This is a genomic window from Streptococcus oralis (assembly GCF_023109315.1).
Taxonomy (GTDB): domain Bacteria; phylum Bacillota; class Bacilli; order Lactobacillales; family Streptococcaceae; genus Streptococcus; species Streptococcus oralis_BS.
Genome location: NZ_JALDUF010000008.1, coordinates 1 through 14,952 on the forward strand (window position 1 = coordinate 1; position 14,952 = coordinate 14,952).

12 protein-coding genes, 7 tRNA genes and 3 pseudogenes are annotated in these 14,952 nt (G+C 40.2%); 15 read left to right on the top strand and 7 right to left on the bottom strand.

Annotated elements, in window-relative coordinates; all coding sequences use genetic code 11:
* Positions 1 to 85 precede the first annotated feature (85 nt).
* The 7 genes from M1F74_RS08735 (at position 86) to M1F74_RS08765 (ending at position 681) form a co-directional block, all read left to right on the top strand.
* A tRNA-Met gene (locus M1F74_RS08735) sits at positions 86 to 159 on the top strand.
* Between the two features lie 4 nt (positions 160 to 163).
* Positions 164 to 236 (top strand) — tRNA-Phe (locus M1F74_RS08740).
* A gap of 17 nt (positions 237 to 253) precedes the next feature.
* Positions 254 to 334: transfer RNA gene (locus M1F74_RS08745), tRNA-Tyr, on the top strand.
* An 11-nt stretch (positions 335 to 345) separates the two neighbouring features.
* Positions 346 to 416 (top strand) — tRNA-Trp (locus M1F74_RS08750).
* A 14-nt stretch (positions 417 to 430) separates the two neighbouring features.
* Positions 431 to 503: transfer RNA gene (locus M1F74_RS08755), tRNA-His, on the top strand.
* Positions 504 to 516: 13 nt separating this feature from the next.
* Positions 517 to 588: transfer RNA gene (locus tag M1F74_RS08760), tRNA-Gln, on the top strand.
* 9 nt (positions 589 to 597) lie between these two features.
* Positions 598 to 681 (top strand) — tRNA-Leu (locus M1F74_RS08765).
* 274 nt (positions 682 to 955) lie between these two features.
* Here M1F74_RS08765 and M1F74_RS08770 read toward each other — a convergent pair.
* Positions 956 to 1,932, bottom strand: a pseudogene (locus tag M1F74_RS08770) (IS110 family transposase).
* 272 nt (positions 1,933 to 2,204) lie between these two features.
* Positions 2,205 to 3,504 (bottom strand): annotated as a pseudogene (locus M1F74_RS08775) (transposase).
* Between the two features lie 211 nt (positions 3,505 to 3,715).
* On the opposite strand from M1F74_RS08775, the gene M1F74_RS08780 reads away from it, so the two are divergent.
* The 8 genes from M1F74_RS08780 (at position 3,716) to M1F74_RS08815 (ending at position 11,850) form a co-directional block, all read left to right on the top strand.
* A complete protein-coding gene (locus M1F74_RS08780; RefSeq protein WP_247946868.1) occupies positions 3,716 to 4,993 on the top strand; it encodes a gamma-glutamylcysteine synthetase in 1,278 nt (425 codons plus the stop codon).
* 75 nt (positions 4,994 to 5,068) lie between these two features.
* Positions 5,069 to 6,553: a threonine synthase gene (gene thrC / locus M1F74_RS08785; RefSeq protein WP_247946869.1), complete on the top strand. Its 1,485-nt coding sequence runs from the start codon at positions 5,069 to 5,071 to the stop codon at positions 6,551 to 6,553.
* Between the two features lie 60 nt (positions 6,554 to 6,613).
* The gene (locus tag M1F74_RS08790; RefSeq protein ID WP_247946870.1) at positions 6,614 to 7,894 is read left to right on the top strand and encodes an MATE family efflux transporter; all 1,281 of its coding nucleotides are present in this window, start codon (positions 6,614 to 6,616) and stop codon (positions 7,892 to 7,894) included.
* A gap of 3 nt (positions 7,895 to 7,897) precedes the next feature.
* On the top strand, positions 7,898 to 8,518 hold the full coding sequence (locus tag M1F74_RS08795) for an HAD family hydrolase (RefSeq protein ID WP_247946871.1): 621 nt from the start codon (positions 7,898 to 7,900) through the stop codon (positions 8,516 to 8,518).
* Between the two features lie 165 nt (positions 8,519 to 8,683).
* Positions 8,684 to 9,880 (top strand): LysM peptidoglycan-binding domain-containing protein, encoded by a 1,197-nt coding sequence (locus M1F74_RS08800; RefSeq protein WP_247946872.1) that lies wholly within the window; start codon positions 8,684 to 8,686, stop codon positions 9,878 to 9,880.
* A gap of 149 nt (positions 9,881 to 10,029) precedes the next feature.
* Positions 10,030 to 10,893, top strand: a complete 864-nt coding sequence (locus tag M1F74_RS08805; RefSeq protein ID WP_000184914.1) for a DUF2262 domain-containing protein — start codon at positions 10,030 to 10,032, stop codon at positions 10,891 to 10,893.
* Positions 10,894 to 11,051: 158 nt separating this feature from the next.
* Positions 11,052 to 11,477, top strand: coding sequence for a MarR family winged helix-turn-helix transcriptional regulator (locus tag M1F74_RS08810; RefSeq protein ID WP_247946873.1), 426 nt, complete (start codon positions 11,052 to 11,054; stop codon positions 11,475 to 11,477).
* Between the two features lie 10 nt (positions 11,478 to 11,487).
* The gene (locus M1F74_RS08815; protein ID WP_247946874.1) at positions 11,488 to 11,850 is read left to right on the top strand and encodes a DUF1304 domain-containing protein; all 363 of its coding nucleotides are present in this window, start codon (positions 11,488 to 11,490) and stop codon (positions 11,848 to 11,850) included.
* A gap of 40 nt (positions 11,851 to 11,890) precedes the next feature.
* On the opposite strand, the gene M1F74_RS08820 is transcribed toward M1F74_RS08815, so the two are convergent.
* The 5 genes and pseudogenes from M1F74_RS08820 to M1F74_RS08840 form a co-directional block, all read right to left on the bottom strand.
* On the bottom strand, positions 11,891 to 12,748 hold the full coding sequence (locus M1F74_RS08820; RefSeq protein ID WP_247946875.1) for a DUF975 family protein: 858 nt from the start codon (positions 12,746 to 12,748) through the stop codon (positions 11,891 to 11,893).
* Between the two features lie 106 nt (positions 12,749 to 12,854).
* Complete coding sequence (locus M1F74_RS08825) at positions 12,855 to 14,000, bottom strand: site-specific integrase (RefSeq protein WP_247946876.1); 1,146 nt, start codon at positions 13,998 to 14,000, stop codon at positions 12,855 to 12,857.
* A 161-nt stretch (positions 14,001 to 14,161) separates the two neighbouring features.
* On the bottom strand, positions 14,162 to 14,587 hold the full coding sequence (locus M1F74_RS08830) for an Ltp family lipoprotein (protein WP_247946877.1): 426 nt from the start codon (positions 14,585 to 14,587) through the stop codon (positions 14,162 to 14,164).
* 9 nt (positions 14,588 to 14,596) lie between these two features.
* A pseudogene (locus M1F74_RS08835) lies at positions 14,597 to 14,737 on the bottom strand (ImmA/IrrE family metallo-endopeptidase); the annotation flags it as partial.
* Between the two features lie 7 nt (positions 14,738 to 14,744).
* Positions 14,745 to 14,951 (bottom strand): hypothetical protein, encoded by a 207-nt coding sequence (locus tag M1F74_RS08840; protein ID WP_247946878.1) that lies wholly within the window; start codon positions 14,949 to 14,951, stop codon positions 14,745 to 14,747.
* Position 14,952 lies beyond the last annotated feature (1 nt).

Here is a 14,952-nt window from a genome sequence, read left to right on the forward strand (position 1 = left end):
TCCGGCTGAAGGGAACGGTCTTGAAAACCGTCAGGCGTGTAAAAGCGTGCGTGGGTTCGAATCCCACATCCTCCTTTTATATTAACGCGGGATGGAGCAGCTCGGTAGCTCGTCGGGCTCATAACCCGAAGGTCGTAGGTTCAAATCCTGCTCCCGCAATATTGGCTCGGTAGCTCAGTTGGTAGAGCAATGGATTGAAGCTCCATGTGTCGGCGGTTCGATTCCGTCTCGCGCCATATTTTATTTATAACTTGGAAGGGTAGCGAAGAGGCTAAACGCGGCGGACTGTAAATCCGCTCCTTCGGGTTCGGGGGTTCGAATCCCTCCCCTTCCATTGCTTTAGTTACGGGCATAGTTTAAAGGTAGAACTAAGGTCTCCAAAACCTTCAGTGTGGGTTCAATTCCTACTGCCCGTGTTAATAAAATTATGGCGGGTGTGGTGAAGTGGTTAACACACCAGATTGTGGCTCTGGCATGCGTGGGTTCGATCCCCATCACTCGCCTATTTTATATTATTGGGGTATAGCCAAGCGGTAAGGCAAGGGACTTTGACTCCCTCATGCGTTGGTTCGAATCCAGCTACCCCAGTTACTATTTGCCGGCGTGGCGGAATTGGCAGACGCGCTGGACTCAAAATCCAGTGTCCGCAAGGACGTGCCGGTTCGACCCCGGCCGCCGGTATAGTAATAAAGACAAGGTTTTCGAGCCTTGTCTTTTCTTTTATCTGATTACCTGTATTTGCTTGAGTTACTAAAAATTACTAATCTTTTATGGCTCTTTTCTACCATTTGTCAAGTCTATCAAGGCTTTAAGTAAAAAAAGAGATAAGACAGTAGCTATTCTGAGGTTAGTGTCTTATTTTTAACACTTTTTGATCCATAAAAGGGCATGCTAAAAAACACCTCATCTGGTATTTTTTGAAACAAGGTGTTACAATAATACGGCATAGATAGCTTTATTGATTTTGGGTCAAAGAGTAATCGTAAAGTTTGTTATGCGTAATGAGGTAATACATTGTTCGAATGAGACGATGTATAGAGGCAATCGCATGTGGCTTAGTTGAAGCTATTGTCGATTGTCTTTTTCGTTTCTCATAAAAATCCGCGATATGGCAGGGATTGACCGTAAGATATCATACTCTGGCAAAGGCTGAGCTAGAGCTACCATGTCGTTTAAGACAACTTGTCTGCGTTCAGAAAGACGAAGCAATTCTTGAGCATAGTAACGAACCTCTTCAAGCATTGGAGAGGTTTTCTTGACCGCACAAAAAGATTGTTTAGCGAGTTTTATAAGTTTATCAGTCAGGTAAGCAATACGCTTTTCAGAGATTCGTTTGGAGGTAGATTGACGGATAATCTCACGCAAGTCACTTTGAGATGGGTTTAATACAAATTCTTTACATGGAAAAGCCATCACTAAGTTCCAATATTGCTCTCCAGTTGGTGTGGATAAGAGATTTTCCAATTCAGGAAAGGTGACTTGAAGGACCTTGTGCAGACGGTTTTTAGCTCGAACAAGATCTTCAGTCATATTTTGATAGAAACGGCTTAAATCACGCAGGTGTTGATAAACTTCTTCCTGCACGTAAGTTGGTTTACGATTGTGCACAAGCTGAGATTTAGCCAACTTTTCAGCGTCAATTTTATCTGTTTTACGAACTCGCAGACTGTCCAATTGCTTCTTAGCTTCCAGTGGATTTAGCCGTGTATAAGCGTAACCACATTCCTCAAGAAAGGCCTGAAGACGTCGAGAATAGACTCCTGTGGCCTCAAATATAATCTCAGGGTTATGAACAGTTTTCAAGTCCCCCAACAGGCGATTGAATCCAATGTCATCATTGAGTATGGTGTAGCCATGAACCTTTTCGCCGTTGACTAAAATTGCCACCTCAGAACTTGTTTTACGTACATCAATTCCAAATACTGTACACATGACATTACCTCTTTTGTCTTGAATAATTCCATGTTTTAGTGATTTTATTTTCAATACGCGACGTTTAGCGTCCCACATACTTTGATCAAACTCCACCTAAAACAAGGTGTCTTGCCAGTTTGTCAAGCGACGTCTAGCGCCATAGAGCCCTACGACTTTACAAGACACCACTACTTTAACATAAAGAAAAAGTAGTGAGTACTCTCTCCCGTCGGAGATTTCTTCACTACTAATCTTAGTATGTTTGTCAACTGTAGTGGGTTGAAGAAAAGCTAAGATCGAGAAAGGACGAATTTCGTCCTTTCTTTTTTGATGTTTAGAGCGATGAAAATCCGTTTTTTGAAGTTTTCAAAGTTCCAAAAACCAAAGGCATTTCGTTTGATGAGTTTGATGAGGTTGTTGGTAGCTTCTAGTTTCGCGTTTGAGTAGGGCAGTTCCAGTGCGCTCATGATATTGTCCTTATCTTTCAAAAAGGTCTAAAAAACAGTTGTTAGAAAGATAGGATTTACACTAGAATAAGACAAAAGAAATGAATTAGCCTGTTTCTCTTGGAAATGAAACAGTAATAGTTGATAGAGTTCATAGTGCTCTCTAAGTTCTTGAGAGTATGCAAGGGCCTTTCCTAGAATTTCTTTGTTGGTCAGATACATGCGAATAGTTGGATGACACAATCGTTTATCGCTGAGTTTTCGATTATCCCTCTTGAGCGAATGAGTTTCCAGTAGCGTTTGAGTGCCTTGTACTTGTGAGTTTTTCAAACCAATTACTTTATAATTTGGATACGAAGATGGTTCATAGGCTGACTGAGATGTTGTACAATGTGAAAACGGTCCAGCATGATTTTAGCATTTGGGAGTGAAACAGTCTGGGAGACTGTTTCAGCCTGAGCCTAGAAATTCGAAAGCGAAGTTGTCTAGCTAAGTCATAGTAGGGGCTAAACATGTCCATGGTAATGACTTTCACCCCATTTCTAACCTGTTTTGAATAGCGTAGAAAGTGATTGCGAATCGTTTCTTGAGTTCACCCGCCTAAGATAGCTCTGCTTTTTCTGGAATCGAAATCCTGTGCAATGAAGCTCATCTTGTCTTTCTTGAAGCTGTATTCCTCCCAGCTCAGGTGTTCTGGAAGGTAGTTAGGACCTGTCTTGAATTTGAATTCTTTCAATTTACGAATGACTGTCGAAGTAGAGACAGCCAAGCTTCCAGCGATGGCTATCATAGAGGCTTCCACAATTGGTTTTGGGTGATTTTTGTTTGACGATAGTTGAGATTTGGTGATTTTTTTGACTAAGGAAGTCTCTGCGGCAGCCATTTTCCCACAGACTTTACAACGGAAATGACGTTTTCTCAATCGAATGAGTGTCTTATAGCCTGCACACTCTAGATAGAGGATTTTAGATTCTTTTTGGAAGTCATATTTGGTCATTTGCCCTAGGCAATGTGGACACTTAGGGGCAGGATAATCTAGCTTAGCGATAATTTCTTTATGTGTTCTAGCATCGAGAATATTCAAGATGGTAATGTTTGGGTCTTTGATATCGAGTAGGTTTGTGATAAAATTTAATTGTTCCATATGATTCTTTCTAATGATGGTTTGGTCGCTTTTCATTATAGATCTTATGGGACTTTTTTTCTACAGCTCCATAATTCCTACAGTGCTTTTGCCCACTACAGAAATTATAGAGCCTTATTTTTGAGTGCCATTCTAATCTTTTTTGCTTAGATTTTTGGTATAATATTACTTATTCACAATTTATTTTGATTATGAAAGAGTTTGGTGATTAATGTCTCGGTCTGTTGAATTACTAAAGAAACGTTACTTAAAGAATATAAAAGAGAACCCAAATTTATTTATTGGGATTGAGTTAGAATATCCTATTGTAAATTTAGAGGGTAAGGCTACAGATGGTGAAGTTGTTAAGGATCTCTTTCGGTATTTACCATCAGTACTGGGCTTTACTATCGAAAAAGTGGATGATTTTGGGAATCCAATTCAGTTGCTTGATCCAGTCAGCCAAGATACGATCTTGTTTGAGGTTGCTTATACGACAATTGAGTTTGCATTCGGAAAGGCCGAATCTATCCAAGAGGTAGAAGAACGCTTTGATTTCTATATGGCTACGATTCAGAATAAGTTGGGTGAAGCTAATCATGCTATTGTTGGCTACGGCATTCATCCCAACTGGGATAAAAATGAGAATTGTCCAGTGGCTTATCCCCGCTATCAGATGTTGATGGACTACTTGAATTTGAGTAGAAATGTTACTAAATCAGATTTACATCATTTTCCTGAGTATGGAGCCTTTATCTGTGGGAGTCAGGTTCAGCTGGATGTTTCAAGGTCCAACTATCTGCGTGTTATCAACGCTTTTACTCAGATTGAAGCTGTCAAAGCTTATTTGTTTGCAAATTCTGAGTTTTCAGGGGCAGATTGGGATACCAAAGTTTCAAGAGATATTTTTTGGGAAGAATCCATGCATGGTATCTATCCAGAGAATGTAGGTGTCAATGCTAGACTCTTTAAAGATGAGGATGATTTTTTTGACTATCTAAATCATTCTGCAATTTTTACTGCGGAACGTGATGGACAGACCTATTATTTTTATCCGATTCGAGCAAAAGATTACTTAGGAACCCCTGAAATTCATGCCTTTGCTCTTGATGGGGGGGAGATTCTTCTTTATCCTCAGGAGAAGGATTTTGAAACTCATCGTAGTTACCAGTACCAAGACTTAACGACTCGAGGAACTATTGAATTTCGTAGTGTGTGTACGCAACCCTTGAATCGGACCTTTGCTGCGACGGCTTTTCACTTAGGTTTGTTGGTGAATTTAGATCAATTAGAAACTTATTTGCAAAAGGCTCTATTTTTTATCACATTTGGTCGTGATTACAAGTCATTGAGACGGCAATTTTCTAGGAAAAAACTCACATATGAGGAAGAAGCTGCGATTTCTGAGTTTTCAAAAGACTTATTCATCCTGGCAGAGGAGGGACTGGAGAAAAGAGATAAGCAAGAAATGGTTTATTTACAGCCTTTGAGAGACAAATTGGGGTTATAATTTTTGTTATAAAGCGAGAATTTTCTGAAAAATCATGATATAATAGAAGAGACTATAGATAAAGGATAGAGATTCATGACATTAGTTTATCAATCAACGCGTGATGCCAATAATACAGTAACTGCCAGCCAAGCTATTTTGCAAGGTTTGGCGACGGATGGTGGTCTGTTTACACCACTTACTTATCCAAAGGTGGATTTGAACTTTGACACATTAAAAGATGCTTCTTACCAAGAAGTGGCTAAGTTAGTTTTATCTGCATTTTTAGATGACTTTGCGGCTGAGGAGTTGGACTACTGTATCAACAATGCCTACGATAGCAAGTTTGATACTCCAGCGATTGCGCCTTTGGTGAAACTGGATGGGCAATACAACTTGGAATTGTTCCATGGTTCAACGATTGCCTTTAAGGATATGGCCTTGTCTATCTTGCCATACTTTATGACGACAGCTGCTAAAAAGCATGGTTTGGAGAACAAAATCGTCATTTTGACAGCGACATCTGGTGATACTGGGAAAGCGGCTATGGCAGGGTTTGCCGATGTACCTGGTACTGAGATTATCGTCTTTTATCCAAAGGATGGTGTTAGCAAGGTACAAGAGTTGCAAATGACTACTCAGACTGGCGACAATACTCATGTTATCGCTATTGATGGAAACTTTGATGATGCGCAAACTAACGTCAAACATATGTTTAACGATGTAGCTCTTCGTGAAAAGTTGGCTGCCAATAAACTGCAATTTTCATCAGCTAACTCTATGAACATTGGTCGTTTGGTACCACAGATTGTCTACTATGTTTATGCTTATGCTCAGTTGGTCAAGTCTGGTGAGATTGTAGCTGGTGATAAGGTCAACTTCACAGTACCAACAGGAAACTTTGGAAATATCTTGGCTGCCTTTTATGCTAAACAAATTGGTCTGCCAGTTGGCAAATTGATCTGTGCTTCAAATGACAATAATGTTTTAACTGACTTCTTTAAAACTCGTGTTTACGACAAGAAACGTGAGTTTAAAGTAACAACTAGTCCATCTATGGATATCTTAGTATCTTCAAACTTGGAGCGTTTGATTTTCCATCTTTTGGGGAATGATGCGGTTAAGACAGCTGAACTCATGAATGCCTTGAGTACACAAGGACAATATGAATTGACAGACTTTGATGCAGAGATTCTGGATCTCTTTGCAGCTGAATATGCAACTGAGGAAGAAACTGCGACAGAAATTAAACGTGTTTATCAAACAGATGCCTACATCGAGGATCCACACACGGCGGTTGCCTCAGCTGTTTATAGAAAATACCAAGCGGCTACTGGCGATGCGACTAAGACAGTGATTGCTTCAACAGCTAGTCCATACAAGTTCCCAGTGGTTGCCGTAGAAGCGGTAACAGGAAAAGCAGGCTTAACTGACTTTGAAGCTTTGGCTCAATTACATGAAATCTCAGGAGTGGCAGTGCCACCAGCAGTGGATGGCCTTGAAACGGCTCCAGTTCGTCATAAAACAACAGTGCCGGCTGCTGACATGCAAGCAGCGGTTGAGGCTTATCTAGGACTTTAGGACAGAGGGAGTAAACTCGGTTGGGAAACCAACTGAGTTTCTTTTCATCAGGAGGAAGGATTGTTTAAGAAAAATAAAGATATTCTTAATATTGCCTTGCCAGCTATGGGTGAAAACTTTTTACAGATGCTCATGGGGATGGTGGACAGTTACTTGGTCGCTCACTTGGGCTTAATCGCTATTTCGGGTGTTTCAGTGGCTGGCAATATTATCACGATTTACCAGGCGATTTTCATCGCTTTGGGAGCTGCTATTTCCAGCGTTATTTCAAAAAGTTTGGGGCAGAAGGATCAGTCTAAGCTAGCCTATCATGTGACTGAGGCGTTGAAGATTACTTTACTATTAAGTTTCCTTTTAGGAGCTTTGTCTATCTTCGCTGGACAAGAGATGATAGGACTTTTGGGGACTGAACAGGATGTGGCCGAAAGTGGAGGACTCTATCTATCTTTGGTGGGTGGATCAATTGTTCTCTTGGGATTAATGACCAGTTTAGGAGCCTTGATTCGTGCAACGCATAATCCTCGTCTCCCCCTCTATGTTAGTCTTTTATCCAATGCCTTGAATATTCTCTTTTCCAGTCTAGCTATTTTTATCCTTGATATGGGCATAGCGGGTGTTGCTTGGGGGACTATCTTGTCTCGCTTAGTCGGTCTTGTGATTTTGTGGTCACAATTAAAACTTCCTTATACGAAACCGACTTTTGGACTGGATAAAGACCTACTGACCTTGGCTTTGCCAGCAGCTGGAGAGCGGCTTATGATGAGGGCTGGAGATGTAGTGATCATTGCTTTGGTCGTTTCTTTTGGGACGGAGGCAGTAGCGGGAAATGCAATCGGGGAGGTTTTGACCCAGTTTAACTATATGCCTGCCTTTGGCGTCGCTACGGCAACGGTCATGCTGGTGGCTCGAGCAGTTGGAGAGGATAATTGGAAAAGAGTAGATAATTTGAGTAAACAAACCTTTTGGCTTTCTCTGCTCCTCATGTTGCCCTTGACACTTAGTATCTATGCCTTAGGGATACCACTGACTCATCTATATACGACCGATCCTGTAGCGGTTGAAGCTAGCGTTTTGGTGGCACTGTTCTCACTACTAGGGACTCCCATGGCGACAGGGACAGTTATTTATACGGCGGTTTGGCAGGGATTGGGAAATGCTCGCCTTCCCTTTTATGCGACAAGTATAGGGATGTGGTGTATCCGTATTGGGACAGCTTATCTGATGGGCATTGTTCTTGGTTGGGGCTTGCCTGGTATTTGGGCAGGGACTCTTTTGGATAATGGTTTCCGTTGGTTATTTCTACGTTACCGTTACCAACGTTATATGATGTTGAAAGGATAGGAAATGCAAAAAACAGCTTTTATTTGGGATTTAGACGGGACTTTATTGGATTCTTACGAAGCGATTTTATCAGGGATTGAGGAGACCTTTGCTCAGTTTTCTATTCCTTATGATAAGGAGAAAGTGAGAGAGTTTATCCTCAAGTATTCTGTGCAGGATTTGCTTGTGCAGGTGTCAGAAGAGAGAAAACTGGATGTGGAAGTGCTCAATCAGGTGCGTGCCCAGAGTCTGGCTGAGAAGAATGCCCAGGTAGTCTTGATGCCATGTGCGCGTGAGGTGTTGAATTGGGTAGACCAAGTAGGGATTCGGAACTTTGTTTACACTCATAAAGGGGACAATGCTTTTACTATTCTAAAGGATCTGGGATTGGAATCCTATTTTACAGAGATTTTAACCAGTCAGAGTGGTTTTGCGCGCAAGCCCAGTCCAGAAGCGACTAACTATCTGCTAGACAAGTATCAGCTGGATCCTGAGAGCACCTATTATATAGGAGACCGGACTTTGGATGTGAAATTTGCCCAGAATAGTGGTATTCAAAGCATCAACTTTTTAGAATCTTCTTTTGAAGGCAATCACAGAATTCAAGAGTTAGCAGATATTCCTCATATTTTTGAGAGTAAGTAACGAGAAGATTGTGTCAGTTGTGTGACAGAGACCTAACAAACTGTTTCAAGTAATCGGGTTTGTTACAAGGAATAGACAGTTCTATTAAATAGGCCCGAGAGGGCTTTTTTTCTGCTTTTTTTGTGTTATGATAGACGGGTACTCATTTGAAAGGAATATGAAAGAATGAAGAAAAGAATTATTTTAGCCTCAACAGTAGCCTTGTCATTTGCCCCAGTATTGGCAACCCAAGCAGAAGAAGTCCTTTGGACTGCACGTAGTGTTGAGCAAATCCAAAACGATTTGACTAAAACGGACAACAAAACAAGCTATACAGTACAGTATGGTGATACTTTGAGCACCATTGCAGAAGCCTTGGGTGTAGATGTCACAGTTCTTGCAAATTTGAACAAAATCACCAATATGGACTTGATTTTCCCAGATACTGTCCTCACTACAACTGTCAATGAAGCAGAAGAAGTAACGGAAGTTGAGATCCAAACTCCTCAAGCAGATGCTAGTGAAGAAGTGACGACTGCGACAGCTGATTTGACAACCAACCAAGTAACCGTCGATGAACAAACAGTTCAAGTAGAAGACCTTTCTCAACCAATTGAGGAAGCTCCAACTGCAACAGAGACTGAAAAACCAGCAGAAGTAGCGCCAAGTTCAGAAGTTTCTGAGACAGCGACAGTTGCTGAAGAGACACCATCTACAGAAACACCTGTAGCTGAAGAAACAGCTGAAACGACTCCAGAGGAAGCACCAGTAGCTGAAACAACTGAAACCACTAGTCCGGTTGAAGAAGAAGCTCCTCAAGCAGCGACTCCAGCTACGGAGGAAACGGTAGCAACAACTCCAGCTGCAACACCAGAAACTGAAACGCCTGCTGATACAACGGAAACAAGTGCAGCAGAAGAAACAACAAATTCTGATACTACAACTTTGACTTATCAAGCAGAGCAAAGTCAAACTCCTTCAAGAACGTATGCTGCTCCAGCGGCTCCTGATTATGCAGGGCTTGCTGTAGCTAAATCTGAGAATGCTGGTCTTCAACCACAGACGGCAGCCTTTAAAGAAGAAGTAGCGAATTTGTTTGGCATTACATCCTTTAGTGGCTACCGTCCTGGTGACAGTGGGGATCATGGTAAAGGTTTGGCCATCGACTTTATGGTTCCAGTGAGTTCAGCACTCGGAGATCAAATTGCAGAATATGCAGTCAAAAATATGGCTAGCCGTGGTATCAACTACATCATCTGGAAACAACGTTTCTACGCTCCATACGATAGTAAATATGGACCTGCCTACACTTGGAATCAAATGCCAGACCGTGGTAGTGTGACCGAAAATCACTATAACCACGTTCACGTATCTATGAATTAAGAATAATAAGAAGCTATACATTTAAAAGTGTAGCTTCTTTTTGTGTAAAATAGTATTGATAAGTGAAATAAAATCTAAAACATGTTAAAATGTAAGCGAATACAAAACTATACTAACTCTTTTAAGCATAGAGAGAAAGGATGAAGTGAATGACAAATCGATTAAAAACTCCATTTGAGAAAACAAGAGATGATTTTGAAGAGGAATTTTGTGGTGAAATTGTCGAATTCTTGATTTTTACCCTCCAAAATGTAACTGGGGCCGCTTCTTTAAAAGATGGTTGTAAAATGCCGTCCGTTCATTTTAAAGCTAGTGTCAATGTTGCAACCCAGGAATTCTCTGAACGTGAGGGACGTTTGGAATGGGTATTGACTCCTGAGGAATTTGAAGAAAAGAGATGGGGCTTTAGTTTTGAACCCTACAAAATTCATCATATCAAATGTCAAAAACGCCCCTTCATGGAGTTAGAGCCATATATGTCAGAAGTAGCTAATAACTGCTACCACTTGCTGGAATACCTAGATGACCAATCCTCAGACTCTAGGTTAGAGACCTTGATTGAAACCTATCAAAAACCGGTCATCATTCAAGACGATATTGGCGAATTCACCTTAAACAGAGCCTATTCTTGGTTTGAAGGATTTATCACTTACGAGGGTGGTAAGATTCATGCTATCTTTGCTGCGAGTGCAGATGAAAGTCTCCCTCCAAGTTCTTTTGATGATCTAAAGAAATTTATGGGAACTTTCCAAGTTCAAGATACTCGGATTAAAGACTATATTGTCAAAGAACTGTGGGAAACAGCTCAAGATTGGATAGATTCAGATGAAAATGATGTGGAGTTAACAGAAGAGTATTTTACCAACTCTCTTTCCTTGAGTGAACTATCGATCAACGAAGACGGGGAATTGACCCTCTACTATGATGATAGCGAGGAAATTTTTGCAGGCCATGTCATCGAAGTTGTCATTGATAAAGAGGGAGAAATCCTTCGAGCAGATTTGGTAGGTTAGTGCTGGATTTTATCTAGAATATAGAAATAATAGCCTTTTGGGATTGAAACCAAGAGGCTATTTTTCGTGAGTAAGCAAAATGGTTGCGTTTTTAATCTTTCTGTAATATACTTGATAGGTCAATAGTTGATAAATCAAGTGTACGCAAGGAGGTAGAAATGAAAAAAATTAACGACTTACTGTACCAGCTTCATTTAACAGATCAGATGATCACTCAACTCTTTGAAAAACAATTGGGAATTAGTTTGACCCGCTATCAAATCTTGCAGTTTTTACTGCAGCAGTCACCCTGCAACCAGATTGCCGTTCAGGAGAAGTTGCAAATCGACCAGGCGGCCTTGACACGGCACTTTAAAATTTTGGAAAAGGAAGGTTTGGTTAATCGGCGTCGGAATCCTGAAAACCAGAGGGAGGTTTTGGTGGAAGTGACAGACTTTGCGAGAGAACAACTAGTAATCAATCCGCCTCAACAACATATAAACGTAAAGAGTCAGATGGAGAGTGTACTTACAAAAGGAGAGCGAGAAGAGTTCAGTCGCTTGTTAGAAAAGTTGATATCTGGCTTAGAAGAGATAAAAATTTAAGGAGAAGAATATGTCTATTTTTACAATTATTTTAGCAACTATCGTTGCTTTGGAGCATTTTTACATTTTTTATTTGGAAAGTGTGGCTACGCAATCAGATACTACTAGTCGCGTATTTAATGTGGATAAAGAAGAACTGGCTCGTCCTTCAGTGAGTTCATTATTTAAAAATCAAGGGATTTATAATGCCTTGATAGGTGTCTTTCTCTTGTACGGGATTTATTTCTCACAAAGTTTGGAAATTGTGACCATCTTTGTTTTATTTGTGCTTGGTGCAGCGACCTACGGTTCTCTGACAGCAGACAAGAAGATTATTCTGAAGCAAGGTGGGCCTGCTATTTTGACTCTGCTGAGTATGTTACTTTTGAAATAAGAAAACCAGCGTCCTGAACGACGCTGGTTTTTGTATGCTCTTATCCATTTCGACGTTTACGGGCTAGTAGGGCTCTGTAAAAGAAGATGTGATTGTTTTGGATATAGGGAAGGATTGAAAAGCTAGCAATTCCAAAAGTGAGCCAGTTGAGGAAGTACCAAGGGAGTAGTTGTAGGTCGAGGACAAAGCGTTGAAACTTGTAACCCTTCATCAAGAAACGGCTGGTTTTCAGGATTTGACGGGGTTTAACCTGTCCTAAATCCAGAGTGTCGCAGAGGAGGAATTCTACCTGCGAGTAAGCATAATGTTGCGGGATATAGAGGATATTGCCCACAATCATCAAGATGAGACTCGCGAAAAAGTAGAGTCCAAAGGTCATAAGGAACTGCTCCGTTTCAACGGATGAGAGGTCTAATTTTGGAAATTCAGGATGTAGGGCAACAAATCTCCTAGCCAAGAGATTGCTATAAAAGAGAAAATAAACGCCTACTAAGTTTGGAATGCTCCATAAAAAGAGGTAGAAACGTTTGAGGAGCAGGGTTAGGAAGGTTTGCGAGAAGCGCTCTTCAGCAAAGAGGGCTAGACTTGATTTTACTGAGAGTTCTGTATCAGGATCCTTGAGGAGTCGGAGTGTCGCAAAGGCAGCACCTGCTAGAAAAATCGTGCTCACAAAAGAAACCACTAGCGGGAAGAGATAGGCTTGGAGCACTTGTGCCAGCATGCTGAAAAAGGATTGCTCTAAAACACTTTCTTGGAGACGAGCCAAGGGGTTGAGAAAGCCTGATAAGATGACCAGTATGCTAGGTAAGAGATAGACGAGAAAGAGGCGGGGGTTTTCAGCCTGAAACTGCCTAGTCTGCAGACGAATGGTTTTTAAATCAATTTTTGGGTATTTCATTCTTTCATTATACCATAAATAGTACACAGCTTGCTAATCCTTTGAAACCAGTGGACTTCTAGCGTGTTAAGTAAAAGTGAATACGAGATTGAATACGACTTTACTTTTAGCTGGAGCGGATGAAATCCATGAACTGGTCAACGACTTCAACACGTTGATTATCATTGATGTGGGTATACATATCAAGGGTGATTTGAACATTATTGTGACCGAGTCTATCTGAAATGATTTTTGCTGTAACACCAGCTTCAAATAGAAGAGAAGCATGTGTATGCCTAAATCCGTGAGGCGAAATTTTTTTAAGATCTTTGTGTTTACAAAAGAATCTGCTAAGTTTCACTTTCATAGTCGCAGCCAAAAGCCATCCACCTATGTCATTCGTAAAAATATAATTCAAATCATGTTTGTAAGGCACACCAGTTTGGAAATATTCTTTTATTTGCTGTCGTTTCCAGAGTTTCAAAACATTCAGAGTTTCATCATCTAAGGTGATAACTCTCTTGCTTCTTTTGGTTTTAGGGTCCTGAACAGTTTGTTTTTTGCCAATCACGACAGCCGTGCGAGAAATGCTTAACCGTTTATTTTCAAAGTCAACATCTGACCACATGAGGCCGATAGCCTCTCCAGTTCTCAATCCAGAAAAAGCGAGCAAGTGGAAAAAAGTGTAGTCGACTGGCTTACAATTTGCTTTGTAAACTTTAAGGAACTCAGTTAGTTCCTGTTTTGTATAGTAGTTTTCTTTGCCCTTTAAGGGTTTATTTTTAGGCTTGATAATCTTGTCTAAGGGATTTGACTTAATGATGTCAAGAGAAGCGGCATACTTGAAAATACGGCTGATGACAGAGTAGTAATTAGCATATAGGATATAGCGATTACTTAACTTGATAGCAACCTTCTGACAATAAGCGACACTGATTTGCTGAATCTTCATATCTGTAAAATATGAGTCAATCATAACATTAAGTTTTTTCTTAACGTTCTGATATGTTGTTGGTTTTACAGTGCTTTTATAGCTATCAAGCCATAACTCAGCGACTTCAGCAAAAGTAGGGTTCTGGAAATCTTCATTGTTTGAAAAACCATTCTCTTCAACGTCTAAGAGAAGGTCACGTTCGGCAGCCTTTGCCTCTTTTATAGTTTTAAAACCACGTCTTGTTGTGCGTTTTTCTTTTCCAGTTGCAGGGTCTATGCCCAGGTATGTTTGAAAGAGGTATCTAGTCTCTCCTTTTTTTGTAATGTATTTTTTTATCATAAAAAGTCCTTTCTTTTCGATTGCTTGCCCGCATAGTTGAAAAGGTGTAGAATTTATGATAAACTATAGTTGTATTTTTTTATCATCTTTTCCATTGCTTGCTATATGGAAGGTTGAAGCCTCACACTCAAAGTTTGGCGATGGCGAGTGTGGGGATTTTTTTATTCATTTAATTTTTCAATAGCTTTCAGGGCCTGCTCTTCAGTAAACTGAGCATTTTTATCTGTCAAACTTTTAAGTATTTCTTGGTCAGTCTTACCTTCACTTCTTTCTTCTTTTGCAATATCGAGCGCTTCATTAACCCAAACATCACCAACATTCTCAACAGCATATTGAGCAGCTTTCTTCGAATATTTGTGACTCGCACTTTCTGTTAAATACCAAAGAAGTGTTTTTTCAGAAAATGACGCTTTACTTTCGACAAGTTCTTGAGCTGTTTTAAGTGCATTTGTTTTTTCTTCGTCAATTTTGCTGGAAGATTGTTTTGTAAGACTATTCGATACACCAATTGTTAAGATAATGATCAATATCCAAAACCAGACTTTTTTATAAAAAGGCTTTGAATTAGAACTTTTTTCCTTTTTCATAACATCTCCTTAAACTATATTTGCTAAATTATAATATTCCTCTTTTACCATGATTTCATTTGTCATGGTTTTTAGATTGTAGTAAGACATGAATTTTAAGTAATCAAACTCTGTAGGGACGTCAAGGCTCTTCAGCGCGTCTTTATAGAGTCTTTTGTTATTCGGATTTTTTTGATAAGTGTTGTTGAATAATTAAGGCTACATTGGCTTTTTCTTCTTCGGTCATAGGAGGTTCGTTTGGATCGTCTACTGAAAACTCGATAGCATGCCAATCGTCATTGACTCTAATCCACTCTCTACGTCTATGACATTGACAATCTAGGTTGTGTTTAATCACTTCCATTGGTCTGCTTTCACTACTCATA

Bases quoted from the DNA above. Each gene is read 5' to 3' on its own strand.
- M1F74_RS08800 (WP_247946872.1), top strand. From the start codon at position 8,684: ATGAAGAAAAGAATTATTTTAGCCTCAACAGTAGCCTTGTCATTTGCC.
- M1F74_RS08805 (WP_000184914.1), top strand. From the start codon at position 10,030: ATGACAAATCGATTAAAAACTCCATTTGAGAAAACAAGAGATGATTTT.
- M1F74_RS08795 (WP_247946871.1), top strand. From the start codon at position 7,898: ATGCAAAAAACAGCTTTTATTTGGGATTTAGACGGGACTTTATTGGAT.
- M1F74_RS08820 (WP_247946875.1), bottom strand. From the start codon at position 12,748: ATGAAATACCCAAAAATTGATTTAAAAACCATTCGTCTGCAGACTAGG.
- M1F74_RS08840 (WP_247946878.1), bottom strand. From the start codon at position 14,951: ATGAGTAGTGAAAGCAGACCAATGGAAGTGATTAAACACAACCTAGAT.
- M1F74_RS08825 (WP_247946876.1), bottom strand. From the start codon at position 14,000: ATGATAAAAAAATACATTACAAAAAAAGGAGAGACTAGATACCTCTTT.
- M1F74_RS08815 (WP_247946874.1), top strand. From the start codon at position 11,488: ATGTCTATTTTTACAATTATTTTAGCAACTATCGTTGCTTTGGAGCAT.
- M1F74_RS08830 (WP_247946877.1), bottom strand. From the start codon at position 14,587: ATGAAAAAGGAAAAAAGTTCTAATTCAAAGCCTTTTTATAAAAAAGTC.
- M1F74_RS08810 (WP_247946873.1), top strand. From the start codon at position 11,052: ATGAAAAAAATTAACGACTTACTGTACCAGCTTCATTTAACAGATCAG.
- thrC (WP_247946869.1), top strand. From the start codon at position 5,069: ATGACATTAGTTTATCAATCAACGCGTGATGCCAATAATACAGTAACT.
- M1F74_RS08780 (WP_247946868.1), top strand. From the start codon at position 3,716: ATGTCTCGGTCTGTTGAATTACTAAAGAAACGTTACTTAAAGAATATA.